Source organism: Pedobacter terrestris (genome assembly GCF_052343045.1).
Taxonomy (GTDB): Bacteria; Bacteroidota; Bacteroidia; order Sphingobacteriales; family Sphingobacteriaceae; genus Pedobacter.
The window spans coordinates 2,125,457-2,147,577 of record NZ_CP180264.1; the positions used below are offsets into that span (position 1 = coordinate 2,125,457).

At 38.8% G+C, this 22,121-nt stretch carries 24 protein-coding genes and 1 riboswitch; of the genes, 19 read left to right on the forward strand and 5 right to left on the reverse strand.

The genetic code is table 11. The features are described from left to right. Positions 1-27: 27 nt before the first annotated feature. Positions 28-214: riboswitch (cobalamin riboswitch) on the forward strand. Between the two features lie 96 nt (positions 215-310). From ACJVDH_RS09200 to ACJVDH_RS09230, 7 genes are all read left to right on the forward strand, one after another. Continuing rightward, the gene (locus ACJVDH_RS09200; RefSeq protein ID WP_443947271.1) at positions 311-2,176 is read left to right on the forward strand and encodes a TonB-dependent receptor plug domain-containing protein; all 1,866 of its coding nucleotides are present in this window, start codon (positions 311-313) and stop codon (positions 2,174-2,176) included. A gap of 71 nt (positions 2,177-2,247) precedes the next feature. After that, positions 2,248-2,835 (forward strand): DUF6580 family putative transport protein, encoded by a 588-nt coding sequence (locus ACJVDH_RS09205; protein ID WP_443947272.1) that lies wholly within the window; start codon positions 2,248-2,250, stop codon positions 2,833-2,835. 73 nt (positions 2,836-2,908) lie between these two features. Continuing rightward, positions 2,909-3,847, forward strand: a complete 939-nt coding sequence (locus tag ACJVDH_RS09210; RefSeq protein ID WP_443947273.1) for an ABC transporter substrate-binding protein — start codon at positions 2,909-2,911, stop codon at positions 3,845-3,847. A gap of 8 nt (positions 3,848-3,855) precedes the next feature. Continuing rightward, positions 3,856-4,554 carry an SIR2 family NAD-dependent protein deacylase gene (locus ACJVDH_RS09215; RefSeq protein WP_443947274.1) on the forward strand — a complete coding sequence of 233 codons (699 nt, stop codon included), beginning with the start codon at positions 3,856-3,858 and terminating at the stop codon, positions 4,552-4,554. Next, complete coding sequence (locus tag ACJVDH_RS09220; protein ID WP_443947275.1) at positions 4,544-5,257, forward strand: diphthine--ammonia ligase; 714 nt, start codon at positions 4,544-4,546, stop codon at positions 5,255-5,257. Before ACJVDH_RS09215 ends, ACJVDH_RS09220 begins: the two co-directional genes overlap by 11 nt. A gap of 132 nt (positions 5,258-5,389) precedes the next feature. Beyond that, entirely contained in the window at positions 5,390-5,878 is a 489-nt protein-coding gene (locus tag ACJVDH_RS09225) for a YMGG-like glycine zipper-containing protein (protein ID WP_443947276.1), read from the forward strand. A 79-nt stretch (positions 5,879-5,957) separates the two neighbouring features. Next, positions 5,958-6,287 (forward strand): Dabb family protein, encoded by a 330-nt coding sequence (locus tag ACJVDH_RS09230; RefSeq protein WP_443947277.1) that lies wholly within the window; start codon positions 5,958-5,960, stop codon positions 6,285-6,287. Between the two features lie 415 nt (positions 6,288-6,702). On the opposite strand, the gene ACJVDH_RS09235 is transcribed toward ACJVDH_RS09230, so the two are convergent. Together ACJVDH_RS09235 and ACJVDH_RS09240 are read right to left on the reverse strand one after the other, a co-directional pair. Beyond that, complete coding sequence (locus ACJVDH_RS09235; protein WP_443947278.1) at positions 6,703-6,954, reverse strand: hypothetical protein; 252 nt, start codon at positions 6,952-6,954, stop codon at positions 6,703-6,705. Between the two features lie 10 nt (positions 6,955-6,964). Next, complete coding sequence (locus tag ACJVDH_RS09240) at positions 6,965-7,669, reverse strand: DUF3291 domain-containing protein (RefSeq protein ID WP_443947279.1); 705 nt, start codon at positions 7,667-7,669, stop codon at positions 6,965-6,967. A 150-nt stretch (positions 7,670-7,819) separates the two neighbouring features. On the opposite strand from ACJVDH_RS09240, the gene ACJVDH_RS09245 reads away from it, so the two are divergent. The 9 genes from ACJVDH_RS09245 (at position 7,820) to ACJVDH_RS09285 (ending at position 14,292) form a co-directional block, all read left to right on the forward strand. Next, positions 7,820-8,296: a GAF domain-containing protein gene (locus ACJVDH_RS09245; RefSeq protein WP_443947280.1), complete on the forward strand. Its 477-nt coding sequence runs from the start codon at positions 7,820-7,822 to the stop codon at positions 8,294-8,296. 12 nt (positions 8,297-8,308) lie between these two features. After that, complete coding sequence (locus ACJVDH_RS09250; protein WP_443947281.1) at positions 8,309-8,911, forward strand: DNA-3-methyladenine glycosylase; 603 nt, start codon at positions 8,309-8,311, stop codon at positions 8,909-8,911. 109 nt (positions 8,912-9,020) lie between these two features. Continuing rightward, a complete protein-coding gene (locus tag ACJVDH_RS09255; RefSeq protein ID WP_443947282.1) occupies positions 9,021-9,509 on the forward strand; it encodes a pyridoxamine 5'-phosphate oxidase family protein in 489 nt (162 codons plus the stop codon). Positions 9,510-9,574: 65 nt separating this feature from the next. Beyond that, positions 9,575-10,864, forward strand: coding sequence for a kynureninase (gene kynU / locus ACJVDH_RS09260; RefSeq protein WP_443947283.1), 1,290 nt, complete (start codon positions 9,575-9,577; stop codon positions 10,862-10,864). 8 nt (positions 10,865-10,872) lie between these two features. After that, positions 10,873-11,733 (forward strand): bestrophin family protein, encoded by an 861-nt coding sequence (locus ACJVDH_RS09265; RefSeq protein ID WP_443947284.1) that lies wholly within the window; start codon positions 10,873-10,875, stop codon positions 11,731-11,733. Continuing rightward, on the forward strand, positions 11,733-12,635 hold the full coding sequence (locus ACJVDH_RS09270) for a histone deacetylase family protein (RefSeq protein ID WP_443947285.1): 903 nt from the start codon (positions 11,733-11,735) through the stop codon (positions 12,633-12,635). The genes ACJVDH_RS09265 and ACJVDH_RS09270 overlap by 1 nt, the downstream gene beginning before the upstream one ends. A gap of 154 nt (positions 12,636-12,789) precedes the next feature. Beyond that, on the forward strand, positions 12,790-13,098 hold the full coding sequence (locus ACJVDH_RS09275; protein ID WP_443947286.1) for a hypothetical protein: 309 nt from the start codon (positions 12,790-12,792) through the stop codon (positions 13,096-13,098). 30 nt (positions 13,099-13,128) lie between these two features. After that, the gene (locus ACJVDH_RS09280; protein ID WP_443947287.1) at positions 13,129-13,278 is read left to right on the forward strand and encodes a hypothetical protein; all 150 of its coding nucleotides are present in this window, start codon (positions 13,129-13,131) and stop codon (positions 13,276-13,278) included. 114 nt (positions 13,279-13,392) lie between these two features. Then, positions 13,393-14,292 (forward strand): SDR family oxidoreductase, encoded by a 900-nt coding sequence (locus ACJVDH_RS09285; protein WP_443947288.1) that lies wholly within the window; start codon positions 13,393-13,395, stop codon positions 14,290-14,292. A 48-nt stretch (positions 14,293-14,340) separates the two neighbouring features. Here the strand turns inward: ACJVDH_RS09285 and ACJVDH_RS09290 are convergent, their stop codons facing one another. Further along, complete coding sequence (locus ACJVDH_RS09290) at positions 14,341-14,796, reverse strand: VOC family protein (protein WP_443947289.1); 456 nt, start codon at positions 14,794-14,796, stop codon at positions 14,341-14,343. Between the two features lie 239 nt (positions 14,797-15,035). Here ACJVDH_RS09290 and ACJVDH_RS09295 point away from each other — a divergent pair, with 239 nt between their 5' ends. Then, positions 15,036-16,292 carry a YeiH family protein gene (locus ACJVDH_RS09295; protein ID WP_443947290.1) on the forward strand — a complete coding sequence of 419 codons (1,257 nt, stop codon included), beginning with the start codon at positions 15,036-15,038 and terminating at the stop codon, positions 16,290-16,292. A 90-nt stretch (positions 16,293-16,382) separates the two neighbouring features. Here ACJVDH_RS09295 and ACJVDH_RS09300 read toward each other — a convergent pair whose 3' ends face one another. After that, positions 16,383-16,970 carry a DUF4142 domain-containing protein gene (locus ACJVDH_RS09300; protein WP_443947291.1) on the reverse strand — a complete coding sequence of 196 codons (588 nt, stop codon included), beginning with the start codon at positions 16,968-16,970 and terminating at the stop codon, positions 16,383-16,385. Positions 16,971-17,791: 821 nt separating this feature from the next. Here ACJVDH_RS09300 and ACJVDH_RS09305 point away from each other — a divergent pair. Further along, positions 17,792-18,364: a histidine phosphatase family protein gene (locus ACJVDH_RS09305; RefSeq protein WP_443947292.1), complete on the forward strand. Its 573-nt coding sequence runs from the start codon at positions 17,792-17,794 to the stop codon at positions 18,362-18,364. 2 nt (positions 18,365-18,366) lie between these two features. Then, positions 18,367-18,876, forward strand: coding sequence for a DinB family protein (locus tag ACJVDH_RS09310; RefSeq protein WP_443947293.1), 510 nt, complete (start codon positions 18,367-18,369; stop codon positions 18,874-18,876). Between the two features lie 15 nt (positions 18,877-18,891). Here the strand turns inward: ACJVDH_RS09310 and ACJVDH_RS09315 are convergent, their stop codons facing one another. Continuing rightward, a complete protein-coding gene (locus tag ACJVDH_RS09315) occupies positions 18,892-22,116 on the reverse strand; it encodes an error-prone DNA polymerase (RefSeq protein ID WP_443947294.1) in 3,225 nt (1,074 codons plus the stop codon). Positions 22,117-22,121: the final 5 nt, after the last annotated feature.

A 22,121-nucleotide genomic window follows, 5' to 3' on the forward strand; every position in this document is an offset into this window, starting at 1 on the left:
CTTTTCATCAAAGCAGGCTTTTTTTATTACCTTTGCGGCGCTTTTGGTTTCCGGCACATCCGGAATTAAAAGGGAATACAGTGTAATTCTGTAACTGTCCCGCAGCTGTAAGCTCTATTAGGATTTTTCATCCCGGTGGTCACTGTTCAAAAAGAATGGGAAGACCGAAAAATCTGGAGTAAGTCAGAAGACCTGCCTTTAGCCTATATTTCATAGCTTTCGGGGATTGAAGCTAGGAGTGGAGTACTGACGTTTTCGTATTTTCATTTCCTTTTTCTATGCTGTTTGCTGTGGGTAAACTCACAATCAAATGAACAAAAAAAGTATTTTAATTGCTGCTGGTCTGGGACTTGCGCAATTAACGCTTAGCCAGCTGGCTAATGCCCAACAAGACACATTGCAACTACAGGATGTTGTAATTTCGGCAACCAAAAACGATCAAAAGCAATCGCAAACCGGTAAAGTAGTCAGTATTATTAGTCGTGAAACGTTAGACCGCAGTCATGGTAAATCGCTACCAGAATTATTAAACGAGCAAGCGGGTATTGTTGTTTCAGGCGCAACAGGCAATCCAGGTCAAAATAAATCGGTATTCTTTCGTGGTGCAGCCAGCGCGTATACCGTAGTTTTAATTGATGGTATTGTACAAAATGATCCTTCAGGAAATGGCGGCGCATTTGATTTGCGCTTGTTTTCTATTGACCAGATTGATCGTATCGAGATTTTACGTGGTGGCCAATCTACCATTTATGGTTCTGATGCCGTTGCAGGTGTCATCAACATCATCACCAAAAAAGGCGGACCAAAAGGCAATACCATTTATGGTGTAGCCAGCGCTGGTAGTTACGAGAGTTATAAGGGAACAATTGGCCTTAATGGTGCTGTAGAGGGTTTCACTTACAACATCAATTACACACACAACAAAACAGACGGAATCTCTGAAGCTGCTGTTCCTGCCGGAAGTAATGCTATATACGATAAAGATGGTTTTAAAACCGACGGTGTAAACGCAAACTTCGGAATTGAATTGGATAAACATTTCTCTGTAAATCCCTTTTTAAGATATTTTTACGGCGATTATAAAATTGATGAAGATGCTTTTACGGATGGTTTGCCAACCAATCACTCGCTTTTAAAGCAGTTTAGTGGTGGTGTAAATTCTATTTATAAATTTAACACCGGAAAGATTACCTTGAATTACAGCTACGAAACAACCTCTAATGATACAGAATCAAGTTATATGGGTTTCCCGTCTAACTATTCAAGTCAGGGAAAATTAAGTGTGGTAGATTTATTTTACAACCAGAAAATCAACAATAAACTAGATTTATTATTGGGAATTGACAACCGCGGTTTAAAACTGCTTAGCGGAAGTGATGCACCGAAAACCAATATTTTTGCCGCTTATGGTTCAGTATTTTTACACGATTTAAGCATCTTCAACTTAGAAGTTGGCGGCCGTTACAATAAACACGATCAATATGGAGATAATTATACCTATACCATTACACCAAGTATAAACATTGTTAAAGGCGTTAAATTGTTCGGAACGGTTTCTACGGGTTTCAAAATTCCTACGTTGAGCATGTTATTTGGCCAATACGGTGCAAACTTAAACTTAACACCAGAAAAATCTCAGAATTACGAAGCTGGCGTAAACTTCAATGTTGCTGAAGATAAATTTGGCTTGAGATTGGTTGCCTTTAAACGCGATTTGAAAGATGCAATTATTTATGGCGCTACCGGATACATCAATCAGGCAACACAAAACGATAAAGGTTTTGAAATTGAACCTTCAATGAAATTGGGCATATTTAACTTTAATGCATATTATGCATATGTTGAAGGTACAAGCGGTACGGTAGATTATTTAATCCGCAGACCAAAAAATACGGTTGGCGTAAATGCTGGTGTACAAGCCACTAAAAATTTATACGTAAGTGCAAACTACCGTTATTTCGGAAAACGTTTCGATACCAACTTCGCTACGTATGCAGTAGAAGAGTTGCCTTCGTACAAACTGGTAAGTGCTTATGCAGAATATGCTTTGTTTAACAAAAACGTACGTATTTTCTTCGACGCGAAAAATATTCTAAACGAAAAATACAATGAGTTTATCGGTTACAGTACTATGGGCTTCAACTTTAATGCGGGTGTAAGTTTTAATATCCGATAAGAAAAATATAACTTTGCATGAAATGCTTTGGTCGGGTTTAGCGCGGCCAAAGTTAAACTAAGATTTAGAATATGTCCGATTTAAAATACAATCCACGCAACCTGGCGCTATTGCTGATGATTTTGGCAATTACTGCTTTCCGCTTATTGGTCACCTTCAACTCAGAAGCTTTACAGTTTGCGAATTTCTCGTCTATTGGTGCGGTTGCACTATTTGGTAGCGCTTATTTTAAAGATAACCTTAAAGCTTTCGCTTTTCCCGTTTTAAGTTTGCTGCTTAGCGATGTAGTTTTATATTCCACCATTTACAAACAATATGTAGATATGGCGATGGTGCAAGAATTGTGGACGTATTTAGCGATTATTTTGATGGTTTTGGCCGGCAAAGTAATTTTGAAAAAAGTAAATGTTGCAAATCTATTGTTATCAACCTTAGCCGTTGTATTGATTCACTGGATTGTAAGCGATATCGGTTCTTGGTATCATAATCCATTATTCACGCAAGATTTATCCGGTTATATCAAATGTTTGACCGTTGCTATTCCGTTTGAAGTACGGTTTTTAGAAGGAACGTTAATTTATGATGCATTGCTTTTTGGTGCTTTCGAAGTATTAAAAACAAAATATCCGGTTTTAAATTTCAGAACGCAGAACGCATAGAACTTAATGTTTTAAGATAATTTATATCCCCTTTTGATTTGGTTCAAAAGGGGATTTTTTTGTAATATTGAGGATGAAAGCAGTATCTTTTTTGCCAGCGGCAACCAAAATGATTTACGATATGGGCCTGCAACAATACCTGTACGGTGTTACATTTGAGTGTCCTAAAGAAGCCGCAGATTTACCGAAAATTGTGCGTTGCATTCTGGAAGGTAAAAATTATACAAGCATAGAGATTGACCGGATTTTCTCTGCTTCAAAAGCACAAGGAAAAAGTTTGTATTGGGTTGATGATGAATTGCTGGAAGGTATTCTTCCTGATATTGTATTTACACAAGACATCTGTGAGGTTTGTAATATCGATACCGTTTGTACAGAAACCGCGGTAATGAAACTGAGCAAACAGCCGAAACTCGTACCGCTATCGCCCAATAATTTAAAAGATGTTTTTGAGTGCGCCATTACCATTGCCAAAGCTTTAGGCAAAGAAGAAGTTGCACTTACTTATCTGGCAAAATTGCAGCGGCGTACCGATCATATCCTGGATATACTCCGTGAAAACCGTGCACCTTTAAAACGCGCAATGCTGATGGAATGGATTGAGCCAGTGTATAATTGTGGACATTGGATACCTTACCAAATTGCTGCGGCAGGCGGTGTAGATATGCTTTCCAATCCTGCCGGCGATTCTATTGTAACGCCTTGGGAAAAAATTGTACGTTACGATCCGGAAGTTCTTGTTGTGGCACCCTGTGGTTTTGATGTGAAGCGCAGTATAGAAGAAATGAATATCTTGTTGGAAAAGAAAGAATGGCAAAACTTAACCGCTGTTAAAAACCAACAAGTGTACATTGCCGATTTTGATATGTTTACACAACCAAGCATCGGTACGCTGGTAGAAGGTATAGAATCTTTAGCTTGCATGTTTCATCCAGAAATTTTTAAGGCAACACCCGCATTGGCATCAAGATTTGTAAACTTTAGTGCCGTAAAAACAGTAGCAGTAAAATAAACAGACTTATGGGCGAGCGAAAAAAACTGGTAATACTTACCGGCGCGGGTATTAGTGCAGAAAGCGGATTGCGCACATTTAGAGATGCAGACGGACTTTGGGAAGGGTATAACGTGTATGATGTGGCCACACCTGAGGCGTGGGAAGAAAATCCGGAATTGGTACAGCAGTTTTACAATGAAAGGCGTAAACAAGTAAGAGCGGCAAAACCCAATGCGGCACACATCGGCCTCGCCGAACTTGAAGAACATTTCGACATTGACATTATTACGCAAAATATTGATGATTTACACGAACGTGCAGGTTCTACCAGGGTTACACATTTACACGGCATCATAACCAAATCGCAATCCAGTGCCAGACCAGAGCTGGTGTATGATTTGCCCGGCGATGATATTTTAATGGGTGAGTGCTGCGCATTAGGCTCGCAACTGCGGCCACATGTAGTTTGGTTTGGCGAGGCTGTGCCGATGATAGAACCGGCGGCACTTATTTGCAGCAAAGCTGAACTCTTTGTTTTAATTGGTACCTCACTTGCCGTTTATCCCGCTGCGGGATTAATCAGTTACGTGCAATCTAGCGTCACCAAATACATTATCGATCCGATAACACCAGATGTCAAGCGGTATAAGAACACGCACTTGATTCAGAAAAGTGCAGTGAACGGTATTACAGATCTTCGAAAGATTTTGCTGAATGCGAAGTAAGAAAATTTGCGTCTTCAATTGGAGCGGGGGCAAAGACAGTACTCTGGCTCTGCATTATGCATTGCAAGATCCTGAAATAAAAATTCGTTATTTGTTAACCACGATAAGTGCTCAATACAACCGCATTTCTATGCACGGCGTTCGCTATGAATTGCTTGTAAAGCAAGCAGAAAGTATTGGTATTCCTTTGTATGAAATCCATTTGCCAGAAATGCCAGATATGGAAACATATAATGAAATAATGCGTGATCATCTTTTCATGTTGAAAGCAGAAGGGATAACACATTCTATTTTTGGTGATATTTTTTTGGAAGATTTAAAAAAATACCGTGAGGAGAAACTCGCAGAAGTTGGCCTTCAGGCAATTTTTCCTTTATGGCAGAAAGATACCAAATCGATTATTCAAGCTTTTCTTTCCCTGGGTTATAAAACAATAATTGTATGCGCCCAGGAAGAATTACATTTTTTTTGCGGTAAAGTATTGGATGAAAAATTGATTGATAACTTTCCTAAGCATATTGATGTTTGTGGGGAAAAAGGAGAGTTTCATACTTTTGCTTTCGAAGGGCCGATTTTTCACCAATCAATAAATTTTACCATTGGCGAGCAAGTGCACCGGGTATATGAAATGCCTAAAAAAGAGGACAACAAAGTTGAAGAAAAATATTCTTATGGGTTTTGGTATACCGATTTGCTGCCTTAAATCAATTGCTTAAAACATTTTGGCATCATTTTTTCTTTGTTAGTCGAATAAACTCATATCACATCCCTAAATAGAATCCATTCAGTTGTGTGTTATAAGTCTAATCAGATTCACTAACTAAAAAAAGAAGCTATGAAAAAGATATTTGTTGTAATCGCATTAAGTTCAGTAATGTTTGCTTGTAACAACAAGGCAAAAGAGGAAGCTGCATTAAAGCAGCAGGAAACAGAGAAACAGATGGCTATAAAAGCCTTAAAAGATAGTCTGCGTTTGGATAGTTTCCAAAAAGTGGAAACAGCTAAAGCAGAAGCAGCAAGAGAGCAAGAGTTGGCGGCAGCAAGAGCAGAAGGCGCACGTTCAGCCAGATCAAGTTCTGGTTCTGGATCAGGTTCTGGAAGCAGTTCGGCATCTTATGGCGGTACGCAGGCTACAGCTAAGAAAAAAGGTTGGAGTGATGCTGCTAAAGGTGCAGTTATTGGCGGTGCTGCCGGCGCAGTTGGTGGTGCAATCATCGACAAGAAAAAAGGCCGTGGCGCAGTAATTGGCGGTTTAGTTGGTGCAGGCGGCGGTTACCTTATTGGTAGAGGCGAAGATAAAAAGTCTGGTCGCGTTCAAAACTAAGACTTAAAAATAAAATGAGCGGTTATGGAAACATAGCCGCTTTTTTTGTGTTTAGATTTTCTATATTTAAGAAAAAACTATGAGCCAAATTGTAACCAAAGGGCAGCTACAACATTTCGTGATGTTTTGGCTTAAACCAGAATTGAATGATACCGAAATTATTGCCTTTGCAGAATTTTTTGAAAGTCTTAAATCTATTTCTACAATAAAATCGCTACACTACGGTTTGTCGGCAAAAACACCTTCGCGGCCGGTAACAGACAATTCATTTACCTATTCACTAACCATCATTTTTGACAATATAGAAGATCACAACGCTTATCAAGACGATCCAATTCATTTGAAAGCGATTAAAGATTTTTCGCACAACTGGACTAAAGTTGTTGTCCACGATACTTCTGTTGTTTAAAAGAAAATATTTCTGAAACCAGGAAATTGGGGTAGGGTGATAATAGAAGCAAAATAAAATCCGGATTGGTATAACGATCCGGATTTTATTTTGCAGTTTGATTTAGGTTACATACAAAAATACTTTAACTGTTGCTCTTTGAAGGTCTTTTTTATCGGGATTGCTCTCCAATCGAGAATCGAATTTTTTACAGCCAATTTTATAAAACTTCCCGATAATTTGGTGAAATTGAACATCCAAATTAAATACTGTTATGCTATTTAATTTATTAGTTCACAGTTAGTTGATGTTTCCTAATTAAACTTTGGAAACAGATACACATGATTAATTTGAATTTTACTACATTGAAATACAAAATTAAATTCTGAATGATTATAAAATTATCTGTATATCAGTTAGTTATGTATGTTTTTGTTTAGTATTGATGGCGATTATATGCTGCGGTGAAATCTGTCCGCATTTCTTTAAAACGGACGATTACGGTTTGTATAAACGCTTCGTCAAGAATTTCAAAAACATCATTTACGCCTCCGCCACTCAAATCTAATTCGGCAAGTTTGTAGCTTTGTTCAAATGTTCCTTGCTCAAATTTTACGATGAATTTTTGGTTCATTGAAAAGATAGTGATTTTACATTCCGGGTGTGGAAGCTCTGCAATTATTCTCATGTGTCTAAATTTAATTTGTTAAAGATTGTCCGTTTAGACTGCCCTTGCATTCTATAATTTCAAACCGCGCAAACAATTCTTCCTTGTACCAATTGCGTGTTCGTGTAAGCTTGATTACGTTAGCGTGATCTGCGCTCTTGTAAGCGTAATCCTTCATGAACTGGCTGTTCTCCCAAATCGAAAAAGTAGCTTGATCTAGAAAAGGATTTTCGCCCATTCCGGCAGAAAGAATGAAGCCTTCTGCATTTCTCATCGCTTCTGCAGCCTGCTTTATATTTTCTCTAAACTCCTTTAATTTATTAAAACGAATTGATGCGCGCGTAATTACTGCAATTCTTTCTGTAGAGGTTTTTTTTACTTCATCAGGTTTAAAAGGTTGTATTCCTGACCATAAACCATGTGAAGATAAAGGTTTAAGTAAGATGGTAAATTCCTCTGTTCCAAAAAATCTGAACCATTTCATTACAGATGAATGCTGCTCAAATGCGCGAAAATCTGCTTCATTCTCCCAGGTAGTAAGGATAGTCCAGTGTTTATAATCTGGTGATAAATCGACTTGCGCGTCCTTTCCGTTCCCCATTAGTTTCCAGAACACACATTTTTTGTTTAGCCATAAAGGTAAACGTAGAACGGCCATGCCTAAAAAACCAAATGGTATAGTGGCGGGTTTAAATTTTGTAATGCTTAGGGCTACGAACATAATTTCTGCTTCCAAAACTATTAAATTTGATGAGGAAAGCGGTTGAATGTGGAGAATAAAGCGATTGTTGATTTTTAGACGTGTAATCACTTCTGCGTCATTAAGTAGGTCTGCAACGCAATATTTGCTTTTTCTCTTTAACTTTGATTCAAATAATTTAAAAGAATGGCAGAAGATTTAATCATCAATAGAAATTTGACGAAAGCATCGCAATATGAATCCATTATACCTCAAATTGATGCTTTGCTGTATTGTGAAGATGATTTTGTTGCTAACATGGCAAATGTTACAGCGGCTTTAAAAGAGCAGTTTGGTTGGTTTTGGGTTGGTTTTTACCTGGTAAAAAACGATGAATTGGTTTTAGGGCCTTTTCAAGGTCCGGTGGCATGTACGCGGATAAAAAAAGGAAAAGGTGTTTGTGGCTCGTCCTGGGCGCAAGTTGAAACCTTAATCGTGCCAGATGTAGATCAGTTTCCAGGGCATATCGCTTGTGCATCTGCATCTAAATCTGAAATTGTTCTGCCCTTGATTAAAGATGGCCAGGTTATCGGAGTGTTGGATGTAGATAGTGAATATCTTAATCACTTTGATGAAACAGATCAGGTTAATTTAGAGAAAGTTATAAGTATTCTATTAAAGTAAAAATCTACTATTTTGAAACTGCCATCAGCTTACTATTTGCACGAGGATGTGCTTTTCCTCGCTAAAGATTTGCTTGGAAAAGTATTGTACACAAATATTGGTGGCGATCTATCTGCTGGCATCATTGTAGAGACAGAAGCGTATTTTGGGGTGAAGGATAAAGCTTCTCATGCATATGGTGGCAGGCGGACAAATCGAACAGAAACCATGTATAATGCTGGCGGCGTAGCATATGTTTATCTCTGTTACGGTATACACAGTTTGTTCAATGTAGTTACGTCTAAGCAAGATGATCCGAACGCGGTGCTTATTCGGGCAATTGAGCCGTTGCATGGATTGGAATTTATCGAAGCCCGACGGGGAATGTCGGCCTCAAAACCCGCAATATCTAGCGGTCCTGGCTCTGCAGCAAAAGCTCTCGGTATTGATCGCAAATTTAACTTAAAAGATTTATCGGGATCTGAAATCTGGATTGAAGACCAATCGATTGTTTATTCCGAAGCGCAAATTGCAGCAGTCCCGCGCGTTGGGATAGCGTACGCCCAGGAGCATGCACTTTTGCCTTGGCGATTCTTTGTTCGTGGAAACAAATATGTAAGTAAACCGAATAAATAGTTTAGATCAAATAATTTTTCCGGTTTTCTCTCTAGAGATCATCTAAAAATTGAGTAGATAATTTCTAAACATTTTAGTGTATAATCTGTTTTTTATAGAAAATCTGATCATGAAAAACGAAAAAAATATAGCCATACTAAAAGAAATGATAGAAGATGTGCGGACCTGCATGTTTGTAACTTTTTCTTCTGATGATGAATTTGGCAGCCGGCCAATGGGTACGGCAAAAGTTGAAGACGACGGCAGTATTTGGTTTTTTACCAATGAATATTCGCTGAAGTCTAAAGAAATATCGAAAGATAAAAATGTGCTATTAAATTACAGTGATCCATCAAATAATACCTATTTAACCGTTAAGGGAAAAGCCAATCTCGTAGATGATAATGTTAGAAAAGAAGCTTATTTTTCGCCTTTTGTGAAAGCATGGTTTCCTGATGGAATTGAAGATCCTAGGTTAATTTTAATCCATGTTGTTCCGGAAGAAGCAGAATATTGGGACGCCTCATCTTCAAAACTTGTGGTGTTGTTTAGTTTGTTGAAGGGGATTGTTACTGGAGATACGCCTGATTTAGGTAAGCATGACACGATAAAGTTTTAAGCATTAAATTATCTATAGAAAAGCAGGATTGGCAACAATACCTGCTTTTTTTGTAATATTGAGCAATGAATTTCGAAAACAATATCGCATTTGCGAAAGCTCAGGATGAGGCAGACAAGCTTCGCCCTTTCAGGCAGCAATTCTTGTTTCCTAAGCTTAATGAAAATGAATTTATTTACCTGTGTGGTAACTCTTTAGGTTTGCAACCTAAAGTTGCTTCTGAGGTGGTTAACCGGCAGATGTCTAACTGGGCAAACTTGGGTGTTGAAGGTTGGTTTGAAGGTGATGAGCCTTGGATGTTTTATCACAAGGCCTTGAAAAACTTAATGGCACCCATCGTTGGTGCACAACCAGCGGAGGTGTGTCCAATGAATACATTGACGGTAAATCTGCATTTGCTTATGGTGAGTTTTTATCGCCCTGCAGGCAAACGATTCAAAATTATTATGGAAGGCGGCGCATTTCCATCAGATCAATATGCAATTGAGAGTCAGGTACGATTTCATGGTTTCGATCCAAAAGAAGCGATTTTAGAGGTTTTTCCACGCGAAGGTGAGGAAGCCTTGCGTACCGAAGATATTATTGCTCAGATCGACGGACATGCGGATGAAATCGCTTTGGTTCTGTTTGGTGGCATAAACTATTTTACCGGTCAGTGGTATGATATGAAATCTATAACTGCTGCAGGACATAAAATTGGCGCTGTTGTTGGCTGGGATTTAGCGCATGCTGCTGGAAATGTTCCGCTTCAATTGCACGATTGGGATGTAGATTTTGCTTGCTGGTGTTCGTACAAATATCAAAATTCTGGCCCTGGTGGCATCAGTGGTATTTTCGTACATGAAAAACATTTCGCAGATCGAACTATTAATCGTTTTGCCGGGTGGTGGGGTTATCAAGAGCAATCTCGTTTTAAGATGGAAAAAGGTTTTGTTCCTGAGGCCGGCGCAGATGGCTGGCAAATTAGCTGTGCACAAGTTATACCAATGGCGCTTTATCACGCTTCTTTAGAAATTTTTGAGCAAGCTGGTTTTATGGCGGCGCTTAGAAATAAAAGTATTTCTTTAACAGGATATTTAGAATTCATTATTAATCAGATAAATATAGATTTAGGATATGAGCAATTTCATATTATCACACCTGAAAATCCTGAAGAAAGAGGTGCCCAACTCTCTATAATTGCGGCACGAAAAGGCAAAGAAATTTTCGATGCGCTGGTGCAAAATCATGTGCTTGGCGATTGGCGTTCACCAGATGTAATACGCTTGAGTCCGGTGCCTTTATACAATTCTTTTGAAGATGTTTTCAAAACTGGTTTAATCCTGGCCGACATTAGTAAGCGACTTTTAAAATAGCCAATACGATGATTTTTTACAATCCAAAAGACTGGTTCAATTTCATTTTCCATATCCATAAAGCCGATACTTTTCGTAAACTCTGGCCTTTAATGCTTTCCGTGGCGATTTTTTCTGCTGTGGTTGCCTATTTGGAAATGGAGGTTTTTCAGCTGTCTAAAACCAGTTATGTAAATAATATTGGTATGATGCACAGTTTGCTCGGTTTTGTGATTTCTATGTTGCTTGTTTTTAGAACCAATACCGCTTATGACCGTTGGTGGGAAGGCAGAAGGTTACTGGGCACATTGGTTAATGTAAGTCGCAATTTTGCTATGAAAGTTAAGGCAATGCGGCTTCCTGATGAGGAAATACGGTTTTTTGAATATGGCATTCCAAAATATGCGTTTGCTTTGAAAGAACATTTGCGTGAGAAACAGTACTTCGGTAAAAATAGCTTTTTGATTGAGGTTGATGGTGGCAAACATATTCCAAACCAGATTGCATCCAGTATGATTATGAGAGTTTATGATCTGCTGGCGAAAGGTTTCATTACTCAGGAGCAACTCATTGTGCTTACTGGCGACCTAAATCAGTTTACAGATATTTGCGGCGGTTGCGAGCGCATTAGAAATACGCCAATTCCATTTTCTTACAGTGCATTTATTAAAAAATTCCTATTCTTTTATGTCATTACCATTCCTTTTGGTTGGGTATTTAGTTTAGGTTATTATGTGGTGCTGATTGTTCCTTTTATTCTTTATGTATTAGCCAGTTTAGAGCTGTTGGCTGAAGAAATAGAAGATCCTTTTGGTGAAGATGCAAATGACCTTCCCGTTGACAAAATCTGCAACAATATTGAAAAACATATAGAGGAAATTTTAAGTTGATGATTAAAATTGCGTGGCATACGCTTTATGCACATCCATTACCCGAAGGGCATCGTTTTCCGATGTTAAAGTATGAGTTGATTCCTGGTCAGCTGTTGCATGAAGGAACAATACAGCAGGATAATTTATTTGAGCCAGAAATTTTGGATGAAGACAATGTGCTGGCTACACACCATCCTGACTATTGGAGGCAACTTAAAGAGCTTACACTTCCGCCAAGAGAGCAGCGCAGGATTGGCTTTCCGCTTACTGCTCAACTTCTGGAACGCGAGTTGCGTATTGCTCAAGGCACCATAGATGGTGCAAAATTTGCTATGGAGCATGGGATTTCTTTTAACGTAGCCGGTGGTACGCACCATTCCGGGAGCAATTGGGGCGAAGGATTTTGTATATTAAATGATCAGGCGATTGCTTCTAACTATCTATTAAATAATAATTTATCTAAAAGCATATTAATTATTGATTTAGATGTGCATCAAGGAAATGGCACCGCAGAAATTTTCCAAACAGAACCGCGCGTATTTACATTTTCGATGCATGGCGATAAAAATTTTCCTTTCAGAAAAGAAATATCCAGTTTAGATGTTCCATTAGAAAACGGACTTGGAGACGATGCTTATCTGGAACTTCTAGAGCGAAATTTGATTGCGGCTTTTGATCAATCCAAACCGGATTTCTTATTTTTTCTTTCGGGTGTAGATGTACTTTCAACCGACAAGCTAGGTAAACTTGAATTGACCAAATCGGCTTGCAAAGAACGCGATAGATTTGTTTTGCAGTTTGCGAAAAGCAAAGGTTTACCAATTCAGGTGAGTATGGGCGGCGGTTATTCTACAGATATTAAAGATATTGTTGATGCGCACTGCAATACTTACCGTCTTGCATTTGACCTGTTTACTTAACTCAAACCGTAGAGGTTTTTTCAGAATTTGTGTTTTCCATTATAGAAATTATATTCACTTGCCAAACCATTATCTCTGGCAGCTAAAGTTATGTTGTCTACGTAAAAAGTCATGTAATGGCATGCCTATTGGTTTTGCGAGATAAAAACATGTTATGAAATTGAATATTACTTTAGCAGCACTGATGGCTACTGCAACTCTATTTTCTGCATGCAGCACAGACAAAAAACAATCTTCCGGTCAAGATTCAATTGTCAAATCGCCCTCTGGGCAAAATCAAACACTTGATTCTCTAAAAACCTTTGCCGGAAAATATCCTCAGGAAGTTGGTTTGCTGGAGAATGGAAACGTAAAAACCAGGTTAATGCAATTGCTGGGAAACAAATATGCAGCTTTTATAAAATCATGGAATACCGAATCGCCAATCTCTATTGAGAAAAATGTTTTAGGTGCCAGCGGTTGAGAACAACATAATTGCGGTGACAATAACTATTTGTTATATATAGACTTCGCGACAGACAATATCAATATTTACCACATCATTAACGGCCATCTTGAGGTTTACCAAGAAAAAGGTCAGTTTGTACTTCCTGATACGCTGAAGCAAGATTTTGATGCAGTAACCAGCGATATTGAACATTAAATTCCTCAAAAGCATTTTTTAAAAAAGGCTACAAGAAAAGTAGAATCGGCTAAATTTAATCGGTATTACAAACTCATATTTGTATTCGTATTTGTTCATTCAAAACCTATATATATGAAAGTATTTGTAACCGGAGCCACAGGTTTTGTTGGCTCAGCCGTTGTTCAGGAATTATTATCTGCTGGCCATGAAGTGATTGGTCTTGCCAGAAACAAGAAAGCTGCACAAGTTTTGCAAAACCTTGGTGCGCAACCGCATCTTGGCGATTTAACAGACATGGAAAGTTTGAGGCGTGGGGCAGCGCTTGCCGATGCAGTTATTCATACGGGTTTTATACACGACTTTAGCAAATTTGCAGAGAGCTGCGAAATTGATCGTTTGGCAATAGAAGCAATTGGAGCAGAACTTCTGGGTTCAGAACGTCCGTTTATCCTTACATCTGGAATTGGAGTTTTAACGGTTGCCGGCAAAACTGTGCAAGAAACCGATCGGGCGGCAGCCGATAGTAAAATGCCACGTATTGCAACAGAGCGCGCTGCAGATGCTGTCGCCGACCTTGGCGTTAAAGTTTCAGTTGTCAGACTTCCGCCAACTGTACACGGTGACGGCGATCATGGTTTTGTACCCATTTTAATTGACCTCGCTAAAGAGAAACAGCAAGCGGCATTCATTGGTGAAGGGCGCAATCGCTGGCCTGCAGTGCACCGGCTGGATGCGGCTAAACTGTATCGACTTGCATTAGAAACTCCGGCAGAAACTGGTACACGTTATCATGCAGTAGCAGAAGAAGGCGTAGAGTTTAAAGAAATTGCAGAAGCCATTGGCAAGCAGCTGGGATTTCCGGTATCTGCAAAAACTGAAGCTGCAGCAGCCGATTATTTTGGCTGGTTTTTGCATTTTGCATCCATGAATTGTGCATCATTATCTGCTGAAACCCGTAAAAAGCTCAATTGGAATCCTACAGAAAAAGGAATAATTGAAGATTTGTATACCGGTAGTTACTTTTCTGCTTAAACTTAAAACATACAGGTTGCAAATACATTATCTGGTAACCTGTATGTTTTAATGCACGTCATTTACTTCCAGCCAATGCCCGTCTGGGTCTTTAAAATACACTTGTTTTACACCGTCTACACGTAAGGTAAATTTAGAAGGTTCGCCAATCCAGCTTTCAAAAGCAATTTTTCTATCGTTTAGTTTCCTAATGAAATCATCAATAGACGGCACACTAAAGCACAAATGTTCATTTTTATCGTACTGCTGTTTGGTTTTTTCGCCCTGTATCAAATGCAGATTTCCGGCTGTTCCAAGTGTAAACCAGGTGTGTTTGCCATCTTTAAAAGGTTCTGGAGTTTTAACCAGATTAAAAACGTCGCCGTAAAAATCTGTTGAAGCTTTTAAATCAGACACATAAACGGCGATATGATTGAGTACTGCCGGTGTTTGATTTTGCGCATGAACTTTGTTTATTGATACAAAAAAGCAAATCGCGCAAAGTAAAGTTATGATTTTTTTCATTATGGGAATGGTTAGTTTTACCAAGTTGATCATAATTTTTAAATACCACAAATTAAAATACTGATGGATTTGATTGCAGTTGCGCAAATATCTTATATTCATGAATTTTGAGCGAATCAATTGTATTTTTGCCGAAGCGAATTATAACGTATATCCGTGCAATTTGAATCAGTACAATTTAGAATCAAATTTGCCAGTTCATATGTTTTTGTATCTTCATTCAAAAATATAAACTAAATATGAGCGACGCGAAAAGAGCGAAACTGCACGAAGATTGGATTGTAGTGGTTTTAGGCTTTATCATTATCGGATTGGCTATCTCTGGCTTAATCCTTCCCATTCCATCTTTTGGCTGGAAAAATCTACATGAATTAACTGAAAAAGTATTTTCATCTCGAAATGTAGAAGTTATTGGTATTCAGTTTTTATTTGTCGGCTTCGTCGGACTGATTGGTGTTTGGCTAAGCGGCAAATACTTCCGCGATTTTATTCTCGGTTTTCCGGTGGTATACATACTCACTATCATTGCGCTTGTTTTCGCAGGCAGCAGTCAGGCAAAAAATCTAAACCTTGAAGCTGTAATTTTTAGTTTGGTAATTGGTCTGTTGATCAGCAATTTATTCGATTTACCAAAATGGCTGCGCGATTCCTTGTCTACAGAATTATTCGTAAAAATAGGCTTGGTTCTGCTTGGTACGAGCGTAATTTTTTCAGATATATTAAAGGCAGGTTCGCTTGGTTTAATTCAATCTCTTGTTGTAGTAACATCGGTCTGGTATTTTGCATATTGGCTTTGCAAGCGGCTAAAAGTAGACGATGAAATGGGAATGATGATATCCAGCGCGGTGTCTATCTGCGGTGTTTCTGCTGCTATTGCAACCGCTGGTGCCATTAAAGGCGATTCTAAAAAACTTTCTTACGTCATATCTATGGTTTTAATTACGGCAATACCGATGATGGTTTTTATGCCGATAATTGCCAGCTATTTTAACTTTCCGCAAGAAGTTACCGGTGCGTGGCTTGGCGGCAGTATTGATACTACTGGTGCAGTTGTAGCTTCCGGATCTTTGGTAGGGGAAGCCGCGCTTAAAATTAGTACAATCGTTAAATTTTCCCAAAACGTACTGCTCGGTTTGGCCGCGTTCGCCATTTCTATTTACTGGACGTATACCAAAAATCCCGCTGCAAATGATGCAGAAAAAAAGCCAACACTTAAAGTAATCTGGGAGCGCTTTCCGAAATTTGTTTTGGGTTTTATTGGTGCTTCTCTGCTTTTTTCGTTTTTCATTCGTCCAGAAACAGCCGCCGGTGTCAAAGACAGTTTAAAAAACCTGCAAGGTTTGTGGTTTGCGCTTGCATTTACCAGCATAGGTTTGGAAACCAAATTTTCAGATTTGTTTAATAAAGACAGCAGAAAACCCTTGTATGCCTTTTTAATTGCCCAAACCTTTAATATTTTTATTACGCTGCTTATTGCTTTCGTTTTGTTTAGATAATTCAATATTGCTTTCCGATTTCGCGGGATAAAAAAAATGCACCTGTGATGAATATCAAGCAGGTGCATTTTTTTTAGAATACAGTTTTGGTTATTTTAAACCGTCGTTTATTTTTTGGATCGCATCCAGATGTGTTTTTACAATAGGTGCTGTTTTAGAAGCGAAAGATTTAAGATCGGCATCTTTACCATCTTTAGCTTCCATTTCCATTAAATCCAGTGTTGATTTATGCCCGTCTACCATTGCAGATGCATAAGCTTTGTCGAAATCTGCACCGGTTTTTTTACTCAAATCATCATATTTCATTTTATGGTCATCATCAAGCATGGTTGGCAAAGTGATGTTTTTCATCTTAGCAATTGCCATAAGTTCTGAATTTGCTTTTCCATGATCATTTACCATCATCGTTGCAAACTCTTTAATTTTTGAATTTGTGCTTTTCGCAAGGGCAAGTTTACCCATTTCAACTTCTGCCATACCACCAACAGCAGCCTTGGTTGCAAATTGCGAATCGTCTTCGGCAGCTGCTATACCTCCAGTTTCTGCCACATTACCGGTGGTATCTTTACTCATGTTTAAACTGTCGGCAGTCTCTTTAGAGTCTTTGTTTCCGCCGCTACAAGCCTGAAATGCAATCGCGCCAGCGCTAATTGCAATCACATAGAAAATCTTTTTCATAGGGATTTTTTGTTGTTATTTTTAGGTACAACCCAAATTTTCAGGATTTGGTTTTTTAGTATCGATATATTTGATTTTTCTGAACCTTATAGAGGCAATATTTAATGAACTTTTTTCCAAAAAAAAAAATTGGACAAATCAATGGTGTTTTAAAACCGACAAATAATCTGAATTAACTGTTCGTCTTTTATGAAATGATCGCCGGCATTTGTTGCAACAGGGATATACAACATTCCATGTTTTACCTTGAACCGTACTCCACGTATGGCCTATTACTACCATTTCGAATTTATCAATTGGATTTTGGCGCCAGAAAGTAGATACATTCATATACGTTGTAGTCTGGATTTTTCCATATTCAAAAGCACATCCGCCATATGCCATATTAAATAAACGAACTGCTTTGATGAAAACCTCATCTTCTTTTGCTTTTTCTGCTTTATATAGTTTTGCATGATATTTTTCGCTGGTTTTAGGCCAATTGTATTTGTCTGAGCCAATTCCTGCGCTCGATGTCTGAAGGGAAAATATGCCACGCTAAAAAGTGAAAAATATTTCCCCTGCATCTCATTTCCTTAAATAACAAACAAAGAAATTAGGTATTTGGTTAAAATTGATTAATACTTTATATCAGTTCTGTAGCTAATAATTATACCTTTTTCAAAAATCTTCAATCATTTAAAAGTAAGCAATGAGAATTTCTCTTTGAGAAAAAGCATTGGATATGAGATAAAAAAATACGCTTTTCAGAATGGGGGATTATTATCATGCGGTTTTGGCATTATTTTGTAAGTTAGTTTAGAAATTTAGTTTTGGAAATTATGTTTAGTCATCAAATCAGAAAGATTAAAATATTTACAGGTTTAATCATTTGCGCAGTTTTTATGGTGTTTGCGCCTAAAGATGTTGTTGCACAAAGTGTTAAGATTGTAATTATCCGCCATGCAGAAAAACCTGCGAATGGCAACAATTTAAGTTGTCAGGGTTTTAACCGCTCTTTACTTTTACCAGCTGCAATTGTAGCTAAAGTTGGCGTTCCGAATTATATTTATGTGCCCAGTCCAAATCATTCTGATGAAGTTAAGCGCACCAGAATGTTTCAAACCGTTTCTCCATTAGCTGTTAAATACAATAAATCTATTAACACTGCTTTTGAAGTTGATGACGCCAAAAAACTTGCTAAAGCGGTTTTGGCGCAAAAAGGAACCGTTCTTTTGTGCTGGGAACATCACGAAATTCAAAATATTTTGGAAGCACTGGGTGTAAAAGCCAAAAAGCTAAAGTGGAATGATGGCGATTACGACAGCATGTATATTATTACATACGTTGAAGGAAAGGCCATTTTAAAATTAGATCGTGAAAATCTGCAACCTAAAACGACTTGTTCTTTTTAAATATGGCACAATTACCAGAAGTTTGGCAAAGAGGGCCGCTGGCCGATGTATCCGCACTTTTGCAGCCTGTTGCACATGCACTTCTACAGGCAAGAGAAGAAGTACAAAAATATACAGCAACTTTTCCGGATGAGTTGTTGTGGCAAAAACCTGCAAAACTTGCTTCTGTCGGTTTTCATTTGCAGCATTTAAGCGGGGTTTTAGACCGTGTTTTTACCTATGCACGCGCAGAAAAATTATCTGACTTTCAATTTGAGCAACTTGCCGGAGAAGGAAAAGACGATTCTGGTACGCTACAGGTTAAAAACCTTGTAGAGCGTTTTAATGTACAGGTAGACCATGCATTGAAACAATTGCGGGAAACAGATGAAAGCACTTTGACAGATTACCGCGGCATTGGGCGGGCCGGATTGCCTTCTACCGTAATTGGCTTGTTGGTGCACGCCGCAGAACATACCATGCGCCATGTTGGCCAGCTTATGGTAACTGCAGCTGTTTTGAAAGAAAAATAATTGCAAGGCTGATTTTTATTTGAAATTTCTGCCTTGCGGAATTACGCTTTCGCCTAGTTTTTTATTTTCTGACGGATAAGGTGCGCTGCGTTCATCTGCACGCGAATAACCCACGGCAGGAAAATCATTTTTGGTTTGGGCAGTTTCAGAATTTCCCATATTCCGGAGCATTTTACTTAGATCGAAACAACGTTTTACAATAATATGCACTACTTCGCCTTCTCTCTGCAATTTCCCCTCAACCATTAATAAACGGGCATGTAAAATTTCTTTTCGGTATTGTTCAAATAATTTCTGGAAAACCACCAGATTCGTAAAACCTGTTTCATCTTCAATGGTAATAAAACATACACCTGCAGCGGTACCGGGGCGTTGCCGAACCAATACTAAACCTGCAATTTTTAGTGTTTGGCCATCTTTAACTTCATCCAGATCCCGATTAGCCAAAACATGCAGAAGTTTAAGCTGCTCACGTATAAAACTTACAGGATGGGCTTTTAATGAAAGTGCAGTTGAGGCATAATCTTGTATAACGTGTTCTGCTTTACTCATCAAAGGCAATTCTGTTTGTTGCTCAAGCGTACTTTCTGAAGGCTGATTTTCAAACAGCGCTATTGGCCTGTCTGCCAATGCAGAAACTTCCCAAAGTGCCTGGCGGCGATGCATGCCCAGCGAATTGAAAGCATCGGCATCTGCCAGTTTTTCGAGTGATGATAAACTTATTCCGGCATCTTGCAAAGCATGAATGGTGGTAAAACCAGTATCTCTTTTTTCTTCAATAAGCAGCATTTCTTCCATTTTTAAACCTTTAACCTGACGGAAACCCAACCTTAGAGCACAAAATTTTCCGGTTTTTTCTTCCAGTATATTATCCCAATGGGAAAAATTAATATCTACCGCACGTACCTCTACACCATGTTTGCGCGCATCAATAATAATTTGTGCAGGCTGGTAAAAACCCATTGGCATGCTGTTTAATAAGGATGCCGCGAATACATCCGGATAATAACATTTGAGCCAGCAAGAAACATATACCAGCAGAGCGAAACTGGCTGCATGGCTTTCCGGGAAACCATAACTGCCAAAACCTTCCAGTTGTCTGAAAATTCTTTTCGCAAAATCTTCTGTATATCCTTTCTTGGTCATGCCGGATATTAGTTTTTCTTCAAACTTAGTCACCAACCCTTTGGCTTTAAATGTGGCCATACTTCTGCGCAGTTCATCTGCTTCTGCGGGTGTAAAACCGGCAGCTACAATAGCAATTTTCATGGCCTGTTCCTGGAAGAGCGGAACACCCTTTGTTTTTTCAAGAATCTGCTTCAGTTCTTCAGAAGGATAATCTACTGCTTCTTCATTGTTTCGGCGGCGTAAATAAGGATGAACCATATCGCCTTGTATTGGCCCTGGCCGAACAATTGCAACCTCAATCACTAAATCATAAAAACAGCTCGGTTTTAAACGTGGAAGCATAGATTGCTGCGCCCGACTTTCAATCTGAAAAACGCCAATGGTATCGGCATGACTAATCATTTCATACACTTTCGGATCTTCTTCAGCATTTATCTTTGCCATTGTAAGTTCCAGATTATGGTGTTGTTTAGCCAAATCAAATCCTTTTCTGATGCAAGTGAGCATACCCAATGCCAATACATCAATTTTAAGGAACCCTAAAGTATCGATATCATCTTTATTCCATTCAATATTGGTTCTATTGGCCATTCTGGCATTTAAAATAGGGCAGAGGTCGGTAATTTTTCCTTGTGTAATGACAAAACCACCAGTATGTTGGCCCAGTTGTCTTGGAAAACCCATCATTTGGCCGGTAAGATCCAATACTTTTCTAAGCAAAGGATCGCCGGGATCGAAACCTTGTTCTGTAAGTTTTTCACCTTCAAACCATTCGTCTGTAAACTCCCAGATAGATGCAGATAAACGATTGATTGTATCTACAGATAAACCCATAACTTTACCCACATCGCGGATGGCGCCTTTTTGTCGTTGCTGGGTAACTGTTGCCACAATTGCTGATCTATCTCTTCCATATTTATTATAGATGTACTGGATCACTTCTTCGCGGCGTTCATGTTCAAAATCTACATCAATATCTGGCGGTTCATTTCTGGCCGATGAAATGAATCGTTCAAAAAGTAAATCAAATTTTGTAGGATCAACAGAAGTAATCCCCAGGCAATAACAAATTGTAGAGTTGGCTGCAGAGCCGCGGCCCTGGCATAAAATTTTCTGTTCGCGTGCAAAACGGACAATATCATACACGGTGAGGAAATATGGTGCATAGTTCATTTCCTGTACAAATTTCATTTCGTGAAGAATATTTTCAATTATTTTTAACGGAATATTTTCCCCGAAAATTTCATTTGCACCTTTCCAGGTCAGAAAATCAAGTTCTTCTAAAGGCGTTCGGCCGGCAGTTGTCAGTTCTTCCGGATATACATATTTGAGACTATCCAAGCTAAACTGGCATTGTTTTGCTATGTGTGCCGCATTGGCCAAAGCCTCTGGAAACTGACGGAAAATGCGGTGCATTTCTTCAGCAGTTTTCAGATGTCGTTCTGCATTTTGAAACAATAAAAAGCCCGCCTGCTGGATGCTGCATTTCTCTCTAACGCAAGTCAGTACGTCTTGAAGTTCTCGGCGTTCTGCATGATGATAATACACATCATTGGTTGCCACCAGCGGAATATCCAGTTCTTTAGATAAAGCGGCCAATCTAAAAAGCCTTTTCTGATCTTCGCCCTGATAATTTCTGTTGATGGCCAGATAGAGATTTTCCGTTAAATGTTCCCGATAGTAAGCCAAATCTGCAGCAAAATTATCTGCAAAATTAAATTCTTCGGCCAATTCATCCGGCGGAATTACAATGCAAATCAATCCTTCAGCATGTTCAAAAACATCTTTTTTATAAAGTTCGCAACTGCCTTTTTCAGTTCGTATATTTCCCAAGCTCAGCAAAGCCGATAACCTGGAATACGCTTGAATATGGGTTGGATAAGCGAGTATAGACGGGCCATCTACCAGGTTTAATCGGCAGGCAGGAATAATGGAAATACCAAGTTTTTTTGCTTCGGCATGTGCACGTACAATTCCGGCCAGTGTATTGTGGTCGGTTATGGCTATTTTGGTATAACCCATTAAAAATGCTTGTTCTACCAGTTCTTCGGGATGTGAGGCACCGCGTAAAAAACTAAAATTACTTGTTACCTGTAGTTCTGTGTATTCCATTTTTA

What these genes read in the sequence shown, in the direction of transcription:
- ACJVDH_RS09200 (WP_443947271.1), top strand. Translation starts at nt 311, where the DNA reads ATGAACAAAAAAAGTATTTTAATTGCTGCTGGTCTGGGACTTGCGCAA.
- ACJVDH_RS09205 (WP_443947272.1), top strand. Translation starts at nt 2,248, where the DNA reads ATGTCCGATTTAAAATACAATCCACGCAACCTGGCGCTATTGCTGATG.
- ACJVDH_RS09210 (WP_443947273.1), top strand. Translation starts at nt 2,909, where the DNA reads ATGAAAGCAGTATCTTTTTTGCCAGCGGCAACCAAAATGATTTACGAT.
- ACJVDH_RS09215 (WP_443947274.1), top strand. Translation starts at nt 3,856, where the DNA reads ATGGGCGAGCGAAAAAAACTGGTAATACTTACCGGCGCGGGTATTAGT.
- ACJVDH_RS09220 (WP_443947275.1), top strand. Translation starts at nt 4,544, where the DNA reads ATGCGAAGTAAGAAAATTTGCGTCTTCAATTGGAGCGGGGGCAAAGAC.
- ACJVDH_RS09225 (WP_443947276.1), top strand. Translation starts at nt 5,390, where the DNA reads ATGAAAAAGATATTTGTTGTAATCGCATTAAGTTCAGTAATGTTTGCT.
- ACJVDH_RS09230 (WP_443947277.1), top strand. Translation starts at nt 5,958, where the DNA reads ATGAGCCAAATTGTAACCAAAGGGCAGCTACAACATTTCGTGATGTTT.
- ACJVDH_RS09235 (WP_443947278.1), bottom strand. Translation starts at nt 6,954, where the DNA reads ATGAGAATAATTGCAGAGCTTCCACACCCGGAATGTAAAATCACTATC.
- ACJVDH_RS09245 (WP_443947280.1), top strand. Translation starts at nt 7,820, where the DNA reads ATGGCAGAAGATTTAATCATCAATAGAAATTTGACGAAAGCATCGCAA.
- ACJVDH_RS09255 (WP_443947282.1), top strand. Translation starts at nt 9,021, where the DNA reads ATGAAAAACGAAAAAAATATAGCCATACTAAAAGAAATGATAGAAGAT.
- kynU (WP_443947283.1), top strand. Translation starts at nt 9,575, where the DNA reads ATGAATTTCGAAAACAATATCGCATTTGCGAAAGCTCAGGATGAGGCA.
- ACJVDH_RS09265 (WP_443947284.1), top strand. Translation starts at nt 10,873, where the DNA reads ATGATTTTTTACAATCCAAAAGACTGGTTCAATTTCATTTTCCATATC.
- ACJVDH_RS09270 (WP_443947285.1), top strand. Translation starts at nt 11,733, where the DNA reads ATGATTAAAATTGCGTGGCATACGCTTTATGCACATCCATTACCCGAA.
- ACJVDH_RS09275 (WP_443947286.1), top strand. Translation starts at nt 12,790, where the DNA reads ATGAAATTGAATATTACTTTAGCAGCACTGATGGCTACTGCAACTCTA.
- ACJVDH_RS09285 (WP_443947288.1), top strand. Translation starts at nt 13,393, where the DNA reads ATGAAAGTATTTGTAACCGGAGCCACAGGTTTTGTTGGCTCAGCCGTT.
- ACJVDH_RS09290 (WP_443947289.1), bottom strand. Translation starts at nt 14,796, where the DNA reads ATGAAAAAAATCATAACTTTACTTTGCGCGATTTGCTTTTTTGTATCA.
- ACJVDH_RS09295 (WP_443947290.1), top strand. Translation starts at nt 15,036, where the DNA reads ATGAGCGACGCGAAAAGAGCGAAACTGCACGAAGATTGGATTGTAGTG.
- ACJVDH_RS09300 (WP_443947291.1), bottom strand. Translation starts at nt 16,970, where the DNA reads ATGAAAAAGATTTTCTATGTGATTGCAATTAGCGCTGGCGCGATTGCA.
- ACJVDH_RS09305 (WP_443947292.1), top strand. Translation starts at nt 17,792, where the DNA reads ATGTTTAGTCATCAAATCAGAAAGATTAAAATATTTACAGGTTTAATC.
- ACJVDH_RS09310 (WP_443947293.1), top strand. Translation starts at nt 18,367, where the DNA reads ATGGCACAATTACCAGAAGTTTGGCAAAGAGGGCCGCTGGCCGATGTA.
- ACJVDH_RS09315 (WP_443947294.1), bottom strand. Translation starts at nt 22,116, where the DNA reads ATGGAATACACAGAACTACAGGTAACAAGTAATTTTAGTTTTTTACGC.